General features: G+C 46.3%; 8 protein-coding genes. 6 read left to right on the forward strand and 2 right to left on the reverse strand.

The window, feature by feature from the left end; translation table 11 throughout:
- Positions 1 to 220 precede the first annotated feature (220 nt).
- On the reverse strand, positions 221 to 1,321 hold the full coding sequence (locus QT987_RS15010; protein ID WP_333241317.1) for an iron-containing redox enzyme family protein: 1,101 nt from the start codon (positions 1,319 to 1,321) through the stop codon (positions 221 to 223).
- Between the two features lie 312 nt (positions 1,322 to 1,633).
- Here QT987_RS15010 and QT987_RS15015 point away from each other — a divergent pair, with 312 nt between their 5' ends.
- Positions 1,634 to 2,194, forward strand: a complete 561-nt coding sequence (locus QT987_RS15015) for a Uma2 family endonuclease (protein WP_333241322.1) — start codon at positions 1,634 to 1,636, stop codon at positions 2,192 to 2,194.
- A 7-nt stretch (positions 2,195 to 2,201) separates the two neighbouring features.
- Here QT987_RS15015 and QT987_RS15020 read toward each other — a convergent pair whose 3' ends face one another.
- On the reverse strand, positions 2,202 to 3,983 hold the full coding sequence (locus QT987_RS15020) for an AAA-like domain-containing protein (protein WP_333241325.1): 1,782 nt from the start codon (positions 3,981 to 3,983) through the stop codon (positions 2,202 to 2,204).
- 175 nt (positions 3,984 to 4,158) lie between these two features.
- On the opposite strand from QT987_RS15020, the gene QT987_RS15025 reads away from it, so the two are divergent.
- The 5 genes from QT987_RS15025 (at position 4,159) to QT987_RS15045 (ending at position 10,203) form a co-directional block, all read left to right on the forward strand.
- A complete protein-coding gene (locus tag QT987_RS15025) occupies positions 4,159 to 4,704 on the forward strand; it encodes an NfeD family protein (protein WP_333241328.1) in 546 nt (181 codons plus the stop codon).
- A gap of 133 nt (positions 4,705 to 4,837) precedes the next feature.
- Positions 4,838 to 5,398: an SPFH domain-containing protein gene (locus QT987_RS15030; protein WP_333241332.1), complete on the forward strand. Its 561-nt coding sequence runs from the start codon at positions 4,838 to 4,840 to the stop codon at positions 5,396 to 5,398.
- A 125-nt stretch (positions 5,399 to 5,523) separates the two neighbouring features.
- The gene (locus QT987_RS15035; protein WP_333211932.1) at positions 5,524 to 6,045 is read left to right on the forward strand and encodes a type IV pilin-like G/H family protein; all 522 of its coding nucleotides are present in this window, start codon (positions 5,524 to 5,526) and stop codon (positions 6,043 to 6,045) included.
- A gap of 19 nt (positions 6,046 to 6,064) precedes the next feature.
- Positions 6,065 to 8,878, forward strand: a complete 2,814-nt coding sequence (locus tag QT987_RS15040) for an AAA-like domain-containing protein (protein WP_333241337.1) — start codon at positions 6,065 to 6,067, stop codon at positions 8,876 to 8,878.
- Positions 8,879 to 9,144: 266 nt separating this feature from the next.
- The gene (locus tag QT987_RS15045; protein WP_333241339.1) at positions 9,145 to 10,203 is read left to right on the forward strand and encodes a potassium channel protein; all 1,059 of its coding nucleotides are present in this window, start codon (positions 9,145 to 9,147) and stop codon (positions 10,201 to 10,203) included.
- Positions 10,204 to 10,487 lie beyond the last annotated feature (284 nt).

Consider the following 10,487-nt stretch of genomic DNA (forward strand, 5'->3'; position numbering starts at 1 on the left):
ATGCCTGTTCCACCTTTTGAGCAACAGGCAAGATGCCTGTTCCACCTTTTGAGCAACAGGCAAGATGCCTGTTCCACCTTTTGAGCAACAGGCAAGATGCCTGTTCCACAAAGAGTGTATTTCTTGTGGAACAGGCATCTTGCCTGTTCCTAAAAGGCTTATTGAGAACGGTGCACAATCTAGGGTGCATCAGTCTCTGACCCACCCTAGGATATAGCTGTTAATTCCGTTCTGCGGCTTGGATCGATCGCACTACAGCAGCGCCAGCCCGATCGCCGATCGACTTCTCCTGATCGTACCCCAACACCAGTTCCCAAGCCTCCTGCGGGTATCTATCAACCAGCGGGATCGCCACTTCATCCAACATCCAGCGGCCGTGACGCTCATCTTCTTTGATGTGCAGTTCCCAATAACCCATCGCAGCCTGCGACAGACCCAGACGCTGGGCGGCGGCTAGATAATTGCGGTAAGCCACGGGCCCCGCGACCTCAAAATAAGTGAGTCCACCGTTGTAGCGCAGAAAATGGCGCTTGCGTTCCGTCAGCAGAAAGTTGTGATTAATGCTTGCGAGCACTTGCCAAGGCACTAAATCAAAGTACGCTTCGGGTTCCGTACTCATCCCGAATTCTGCCAGCATTTGAGCAAAAAAGGTCGAATGCTTGCGGGGGAGGCGACCGCCGCCGTATTCTTCGATCAGCACTCGCGTCAGGGTGCACTGAATTTCGTTGCCGGCACCGCCGATGATGCGAGAAACACGGCTGGCTTCCACTAAACCGTCGAAGGAGGCGATCGCCAGCAGGTGTTTGTATCCCTCTTCAGTCATCTGTTCCCGCTGGTAGCGATCGATCTCAGTTAGCGGAGGATCGACATCGGCGGCCGCGCGATCGCGCAGCGCTTGCTTGACATCCGGCAATTTTTGCAGCGCTGCAACGTCGATTTGTGCGATTTCCCACTGCTGCCAAGGTTCCTCAATGCGATCGCGCACGGAACGCAAATAGTGCGATCGCTCGTTATTGTAGCGGCGCAAATCGTCGTACCAAAACAAGTTGAGGCGGTTGATGCGGTAAAGTACGCGCTGCAAGAAGCGGTGAGCGGCCTCATCGCCCGGTTCCTGTTGGTAAGCTGCTTGAATTGCATAGGCGATCGCGCTTTCAAAATCGCTGACAAGTAACGGTTTTGCCGCCACAGTCTTGTCTAAATCCTCGACTTCTAGCAAATTGACAAATTGGCGATCGGCTGCTTCGTAATTTGGGGGTGCGGGTTGCTTTTTGGGAAGACTCGGCGAGTCGGAAGAAGGAAGTATCTCTAGGGTGTTTTGCATGGAATAAAGTTATGCTAACTCTGATTATTGTGCTGCCTGCCCAAACAGCCAACCGTTGCAGATTGCTGAGGATAATGGCTAATTAATTTCAAGATACCGAACCAGTCAGCCGGATACACCTTTCTATTGATAGATATTTTTGGGTTGCGCTGGTTCTGTTCCCTTCTTTTTTCTCTTCCTTCGTGTCCTTAGCGCCTTCGCGGTTTCTTAATAAAAAATCCCCACCCAAGTTGTATTTTTTTATGACCGCTGTTAATATAGCTGTGTTTCCATCAACTACAATGGAACCCAAAACTAGAGGAACGGTAAGTTATGGCAGTGCAGTTGCTCAAAAGACTTTTCACCGTAGAAGAATACCATCTGATGGGTAAAGCTGGTATTCTTTCAGAGGGCGATCGCGTAGAATTGATAGAAGGAGAACTTGTTCAAATGGCCGCAATTGGAACTCGTCACGCAGGTTGTGTTAACCGCATTACCCGACTCTTTTGCCGGCTTCCAGAAGAAAGGGCGATTGTGACTGTACAAAACCCCATTCAAGTCAGCCAGCGAACCGAACCGCAACCCGATCTAGTATTGCTGCAACCTCGCGCCGATTACTATTCAACCGCCCATCCGGTCCCATCCGAAGTTTTACTGTTAATAGAAGTAGCTGACACTTCAATAGATTATGATAGAGACGTGAAACTTCCTATTTATGCCCGATCGCAAATTCAGGAAGTCTGGATAGTAAATTTACAGGAAAACTGCTTGGAAGTTAACCGCCAGCCAACGGTTAACGGTTACAGTTTAATGCTGAGGTTTTGGCGGGGCGACGAAGTTTCGCCGCTGGCTTTTCCCGAATTTGTAGTTAGTGTGGATTTGGCGATCGGGTAAATAGGGATTATTTGCAGTCAAGGCGATCGCGAAAATACTCCTCATACAAATTGCATCTCGCACTGCAATAATTGCCCTCCTGTTTCACCAACCCCATACTGTTTAATTTAAACGCCACTTCTAGCCTTAATCGGACTGGCTTTGACGCACTCGTTACCTCCATCATCGCCTCGATTAATTCTGGATATTTTTCTAAATTCCACAAATGTCGGCGCAAATGGTCGCTGTAAATTCCTGCCTCGGTTGCCGCCGATTTCAGCAATTGATTTAAAGTCACATCTTGACAGGCAATGCGATACATAGCCAGCCGCACTAAGTAGGGATGTCCTCCCACTAGCGCCATCATTTCTGCCACTTCTGTAGCACTCCAATTGATTCCGTGTCGCGCTGCTAAGTCTTGCACTTGCTGGGAATTAAACTCAGGCAAATCAATGGGCAACCCCACATTAAACGGCGATTTATTCACATCCAGCGGAATATATACTTCTGTCGAATGCACCACAATCAAACGCAATTTTTTCCAAATATCTCGCCGTTTTGCTTCTTCGTGTAAAGCTCGCAATAACCCAAAAAAGTCGTCGGCAATTTCCGGCGATTCAAACAGGCGATCGCTCTCATCCAAGCCTAACGTCAGAGGTTTTGAGGATTCTGACAGCAAATACTGTTCAAAATAAGCCTTGCAGCACTGATTGCTGCCAATCAAATCGGCTAATTCCCAACACTTGGGCAACTGCTCCAGCATTCCTAACTCTTGACCGATGCTAGCACAAAACCACTGCAAAAATGTATCTGAATTAGCGAATATTTTCCGATTGGCTAGCTGAAAACTCAGCGCTACCGTGCGAGAACCTTGCAGTTCGGCATGATGCAAAATCCTCGCCATCAAGGAAGTTTTGCCCATTTGTCTGGGTGCTTTTATGCGGATCAGGGCTCCCGGTTGGGCGATCGTCTCGTAACAGCGGGATTCGATCGGAGGGCGATCGATATAAAAACAAGAAGTGAGTTCAACTTGTCCTCCCGGCAATTCTGGCGGCGCGGCTGGCAGGGGTTGAATTATTGACTGTTTTGTGCTAGTAATTGCGTGCCATTGTACAGCTAATTCATGGTCGGCAGTTAACGATGTGCGACCTTCTTTAATAATGGTTAAAATTTGGGATAATAACTTAAATGAGTCGCCAATACCGCGCCACAGCCAGGGCTGAATTCCTGCTAAATAGCTGAGTAAGTCAAAGGAAAGCGGTGTATTTAATTCAACTAAAATCGGTAAAATTGCTGGTTTGTGAGAAGTTAGATTGTGCAATTCTTTGGCTAGCTGCACTTGTTCCAATATCATTTCGCTAGCGGCCGATTCTTCGGAAATCAGCAACAGCAAATAATCGCAACGCTTTAAATATGAGGCTGAGTCGCTGCTGTTGTTAATAAAAAAGACTTCGTGGCCTCCCGCACTCAAAGCTTGGTGTAACTGCTGGGAAAGGGTGTTGTGTGAGGTCGATCGGGCGTTGGCTAAGCCCTCGAAGGCGATCGCCACTTTTGCCCTCACCAGCACTACCTCCTCTGGCTCTGAATTCGCCTCAAAATCGGCTATATCGCGCCATTCCTGCCCCAATCCGCGACAAATTTCGATGAAATTGGCATAATCCACAGGTTTGCCATTCAGAAAATGGCTGACTGTAGATTGGGCCATCCCTAAATCCTCAGCCAGGATTTTTTGACTGGGAAAGCCATTTCTCAGGAGACAGGATTTAACTGCACGAATGCACTCTTCGCGCACCTTTAGCGATCGTGGCATTGCTTATCACAATCAAGACACTGAAACCATCATAAATGGCAACCGTCCCTAAAGTCGATGAAAAGTCGATGAAAAGTCGATGAATTTTCAAATAACTCAGTCGCCAACTCAAATACCCACCTGATTAGATTAGAAATAACAAGGTTGAATCCCATCAAAACGAGGTAAAAGCATTGTGTATTCTATCCTAATTTGGTCACTGGCCTCAGCCACTAATCAACCAGGTTTCGCCTTCACCCCGCCCCTATTCTGGCTGCTACTGGGAGTTGTGCTGAGTGCGATGGAGCTATTAATTATCAAAACTCAGCCCCAAAAATACAGATTTTACCTGTTAATGATGGGAGCTTCTGCTTTAATTGAATCCTTTATTTTGTGGAGAGGATCTGTAGCATTTCAGTTTAGTTGGGCGAACATAATGTATGAAGATTTTGACTGGCAAATCTTCTACTGGATGGGGATAGCCCTCGCGCTGAGCATCTGGATTCGACCAATTTTCATTGTTCGCAAAAAGTTTGTCATTCCCGAAGCCACGGAAGCGACAACAATCTCCGAAATTTTCCCCGGAGAAACCGGAATGGTGATTTATGAAGGGGCTTCCTGGAAAGCTCGCAATGAAGATTCCCAAGGGGCGATCGCACCCCGACAAAAAGTTTATGTTTTGCGCCGCGAAGGAAACACGTTGATTGTTGTACCTGACAGATTAATTCACATCAACGGCTAAACCTTGGCACTTTTATGACTCGGCGATTGAAATCGCTTCTACACAAACAAAGTCCGCCTTCGCGGACTAAGAAATCACTGTCAACTGTCAACTGTCAACTGTCAACTGTCAACTATTTACCAGGAGATTCACTATGTATCACTATTTTTTGACGGTATTGCTTGCCATCACCGGAGTATCCTTAGCCAGCAGCGTAAAAATCGTCCGTCAAGGAGATGAGGCCTTAGTCGAAATTTTCGGAAAGTACGATCGCAAGAAACTCGAACCGGGTATAACCTTTTTGATTCCCTTTGTCGAACAAGTCGCCTATAAACAAACTCTGCGCGAGCAAATTTTAAGGCTGTCACCGCAAGAATGCACGACGCGCGATCGGGTTTCCGTCACCGTTGATTTTATTGTGTACTGGCGAATCATTGACTTAGAAAAAGCTTCCTACAAAGTGCAGAATCTCAAGGAAGCGATGTTAAATATGCTGATTCTTTCAATTCGGACTCACCTTGCTAAATTATCTGTTGAGGAACTCTACACGGCTCGACATGAGATTAATAATGCTTTAGTCGAGGAGTTGGATACAACGACAGATCCTTGGGGTGTGAAGTTTACGAGAGTGGAATTGCGCGATTTTGCGATCGGCAGTAAAGTGGTTCAGCCCACATCCATTGATCGGAAAGAAGTACAAAAGCTGCGAGCTTAGAGATTAGTATTCCCTCGTTTTCCTCGTTTTCCTCGTTACCAGGCTCTTCCTGGTAACGCAGATCCAGAGGCTCTGCCTCGCCGACTTTAATTCGCATTGTATATACCATTTAAGGAGACAACACCATGACTAACAATCAAGAATCAATAGTTCGCAATGCAGCTTGTCGCGGTTGTGGATGCTTATTACTTATAGCCGGTATTGGAGTAATGAATGGGATAGCTCTGCCATTTTATCTAAATAATACCAATAGAAGCAAGCAGTCGGAAGCAAAACAGTATGTGAGCTCAATGAACAAGGCGCAGCAAGCTCACTTTGCTGAAAAAAGTGCTTTTGCCACTTCTGTTAATGCTTTGGAAATTGGGATAAAAACGGAGACAACAAAATACAAGTATTCAGTTCGCGCCACAAAGCAAACTGCTTTTAATTATGGAGTCTCCAAGCAACCACAACTTAAGAGTTATGTCGGCGGTGTCTTTCTAGTTCCTGTTAAAAAATTTGAGCCCAAGGCTGCTAAAGATGGAATAATAACAACAATATCCATATTCTGCCAAGCTGATTCTCCCGGTACAATTAAACCAGCGGAACCCACCTATGAAAATGGTAAACTTGCTTGTAGCACAGGCACAACACAAGTGACCAGATAATCTAATTATAGGCAAGATCATGACAGTCGATTACCAATATCAAATCGGCGGCAGTCTCCCGCAAGATGCACCTACTTATGTAGTGCGACAAGCTGACTCAGAACTTTATCAAGCCCTGAAAGCTGGAGAGTTTTGTTACGTTCTCAATTCCCGACAAATGGGCAAATCCAGTTTGCTGGTGCGAACGGTACAAAAACTCTCCGCTGATGGCATTGCCTGTGCTACGATCGACCTTTCGGACATTGGCAACCAGCAAGTCTCTCTGGATAAGTGGTACGGCGGCGTCGCTTACAAACTCTTGTGTAGTTTCAACCTGTTTAACCCAGTCGAGTTTATGGCTTGGTGGCGGGAGAGAGAGTTGATGTCGCCGGTGCAGCGCTTAGGAGAGTTAATTGAAGAATTGCTGCTGGTCAAAATTTCTCAAAACCTGGTCATTTTTATTGATGAAATTGATAGCGTTCTGAGTTTCCAAGAACCGCTAGACGATTTTTTTGCATTAATTAGATGTTGCTACAATAAACGCGCTCACAATTCAGAATACCAGCGCATTACATTTGCTTTGCTGGGAGTAGCTACCCCATCGGATTTAATTAGCGATGCAACTCGCACGCCCTTCAATATCGGTTTACCTATTGAATTGCACGGTTTTAACTTACAAGAAGCTCTGCCTTTAGCAAAGGGATTTGAGGGAAAAGTAGAGAATCCTCAAGAGGTTTTAAAAGAGATTTTGGACTGGACTGGAGGGCAGCCATTTCTGACTCAAAAGCTTTGCAAGCTGATTCTACACCATTTAAAAAATTTAGCGTCTGCTTCTATTATATCAGATTCAACGGATGAAAGCAAAACTAAAAATTTTACTACAAATCAATTATTAATTAGCGAGATCGTGCAATCTCATATTATTGATAATTGGGAATCATCCGATGAACCGGTACACATTAAAACAATTCGCGATCGCCTTCTCAGAAGTCCGCACCGCGCCAGTAGGTTATTAGGACTATATCAAAAAATATTGCCACTTTCAGAACCCCCCGATTGTAGGGGCGGTGCCCCCGTGCCCGCCCTGGTAGGGGGAATCTGGGCGGATGATACTCCCGAACAAACAGAATTGCGGCTGAGCGGATTAGTAGTAAAACGAGCCGGGAAATTAACCGTATCCAACCGCATTTACGCAGCTATATTCAGCCATAACTGGGTAGAAAAAGCGCTCGGCGACTTGCGCCCCTATGCTGAATCCCTAACAGCATGGATAGCTACAAATTGTCAAGACGAATCTCGCTTGTTGCGGGGTCAAGCACTGGAAGATGCCCGACAGTGGGCGGCAAATAAAAGCTTAAACACCCAAGATTATCAATTTTTAGGTGCGAGTCAAGAAGCGGAGTTTGCCAAATTGCGCGATCGCGAAAAACAAACTCAAGCTGAAATTGAACAACTGCGCCGCGAAAAAAAGTTATTAGAGGAACTAAGCGAAGCACAAAAGCAGAAAAAAGTGATTGCAGCTAAACTTTGGCGCGAGCAACAACTGAGAGTGCAAACAGTTACAGGAGCCGCAGTCATATTAATATCAATCCTGATAGTAACTTTTTGGGTAAAACCGTCAATCGAAGAAAGAAACAACAAAATTCTCACTCTCAGTTTGCTATCAGAAACGCTATTTGCTGCGGATAAAAAAGAAGAAGCTTTGCTAGAAAGCATCAGAGCTGTTAGAGAAATGAAACGATCGCTCGGAGTGAGTTCAGATATTCAGATGCGAGTGGCGATCGCCCTCGAACAGGCAGTTTACAACTTTCGGGAACGCCGCCGCTTGCAGACTCAAGCCAGTACCCTCGCTTTCGTGAGTTTCAGTCCCGACAGTCAAACAATTGTGACTGCTACCGATGATAATTATATCAAGCTTTGGCAAAATAATGGCACTTTGCAAGCAACTTTGACAGGGCATACTGATAAAATTATCAGGGCAATTTTCAATGCTAGCGGTCAGATAATTGTCTCTGCAAGCGACGACCAAACTCTCAAAATTTGGCAAAAAGATGGCAAGTTAATTCATGATATAAAAGGACACAGCGGTCAAATAACAAGCGTCTCTTTTAGTCCCGATGGTAAAATTATTGCTTCAGCAAGTGCCGATGGAACAGTTAAGCTATGGAAAATAAACGGTGAAGAATTGTTAAGTTTAAAAGTGGAGCGAGGTTGGATAACCAGCGCGAGTTTTAGCCCAGACGGTCAGATAATTGCTGCGGCTGGCACTGATGGCACTGTTAAACTTTGGAGTTTGAGAAAAATTGTGGAAAAGTTGCAAAAACAGCAGTCAATCGAAGCAAGCAACGATATCAAATTGCTCCGAACTTTACAGGTTGAAAGTGATAAAATAATGAGTGTAGCTTTCAGTCCAGATGGAGCAATGCTGGCGACTGCAAGTGCTGGGGGAACTGCGAGAATTTGGAGCAAAGACGGCACACCGCTAAGTATTTTAAAGCATACAAGTGGAGTGACAAATATCAGCTTTAGCCCCGACAGTCAAATGTTGCTATCTGCAAGCACAGACAAAATGGTGAGGCTGTGGAACATTGACGGTACATTGCTCAAAACTTTAAAAGGTAACAAGGATGCTGTGTGGAGTGCGAGTTTTAGTCCAGACGGCAAAGCGATCGCTACTGCTAGCGCTGACGGTACGGTGATGCTGTGGAATTTTAATCTTGACGATTTGTTGCAGCAGGGTTGCGATGGAGCCCGCAATTATTTTCAGACAAATCCGATCGCCTATCCCAGCAATCGCCACCTCTGCGACGGGATTGAAACTCAATCAGGCATTAGGCAAAAAAAACCCGGTTGAGACTCAAACTCGTGAGTTTTGCAGCAAAGTATGTAGGCAGAAACTGGCTTTTTGACCAAGATTTTCAAAGGTGGTACCCGCCACGTGATTTATCCGTGGAATCAATCCAAAATCGAAAATCTAAAATCCTCAAGAAAGAGCATTTATCCGTGGGGTCGCCTCTAAAATCTAAAATCTAAAATCTAAAATCGATTGACTCCCCCTGCGTCTAGGGCTGATATCGTTAAAATTGGTAGCAGCTAATAGGTAATAGGTAAGCCCGATCGGTGTATTCAACTCTAGAACAAAAGTACCAGCGCCTGCAAAAAGACTTAACGGGCGGAGTCATCGCCCTGGGCGGCATTTTCTGCACAGGTACTCTCTGGTATTGGCAGGTGGAAAAATGGTCTTTGCTCGATGCCGCTTACATGACAGTATTTACCCTAGCAACTGTCGGCTACGGTGAACTTCAGCCCCTCGGTCAACGCGGGCGAATGTTTACCATATGCCTGATTTTGATGGGCGTGATTGTGATTGGTTTCATCGTCAACCGCTTTACAGAAGCGCTGATTGAAGGATATTTTCAAGAAGGAGCAAGAATTAGGCAGCAGCGACGATTGGTAGATTCTTTGATCGGGCATTACATTCTCTGCGGTTTTGGGCGCACTGGCCGCCAGATTGCTTTGGAATTTCAGGCCGAAAATATTCCTTTTGTGGTCATAGATTCGGCGGTACAGTCGGTTGAGGCAGCCTTGGCACTGGGGTACACGGCTGTCCAAGGAGACGCGACTCTGGACGAAATTTTGCTGAGTGTGGGGATCGATCGCGCAATTTGCATAGTAGCAGCTTTGCCTTCGGATGCCGAGAATTTATACACTGTCATGTCAGCGAAAACTCTGAATCCGAAAGTACGGGCGATCGCCCGCGCCACCACAGAAGAAGCCGTAAAGAAGTTGCAGCGGGGCGGCGCCGATGCCGTCGTATCCCCCTACATTACCGGGGGAAAACGCATGGCGGCGGCGGCTTTGCGGCCTCAAGTTATGGATTTTTTAGACGGTGTTTTGACCGGGACTGATAGTTCTTTTTACATGGAAGAATTTCTGGTCGATCCCAATAGTTGTGTCTACGTCGGGGAAACTTTGAGAAATGCCAAGTTGCGATCGCAATCCGGGGCCTTGGTTTTAGCAGTGCGGCGCGCTGGCGGGACTTTGATTGTCGGGCCTACCGGAGAAACTGCGATCGAAGGAGGAGATACGCTGATTTGTTTGGGTACTGCGGAACAACTGCGAACTCTCAATCAAATCCTCAGTCCCCTGAGTTTTCGCCTCCCCCGGCCCCCGAACTAATACGATGTCAGGTTGTCGGAAATGCCAGTCCTCCTTTGGGGCGGTTTCGGCAGGCGTTGGGAAAGTTGGCAGGGTTGGGAGGTGCGATCCCTTCGGCTGGCTTCGCCTACGCAGGTTGGGAATGTCCCAATTGTGGGTCGAGGTTTAAGATTTCTGCTTTGTGGGTGAATGGCTGGTGTCAGCGCTGTTTTATGAGGTTTGGACAGATGACCAATTTTCAGAAGTCCATCATTTAGATACTATTTTCTGTAGAGACATAAATATAAGTAACTTATTTTTAGTTA

The organism is Microcoleus sp. SVA1B4 (assembly GCF_036700545.1).
In the GTDB taxonomy this organism is placed as follows: Bacteria; Cyanobacteriota; Cyanobacteriia; order Cyanobacteriales; family Microcoleaceae; genus Microcoleus.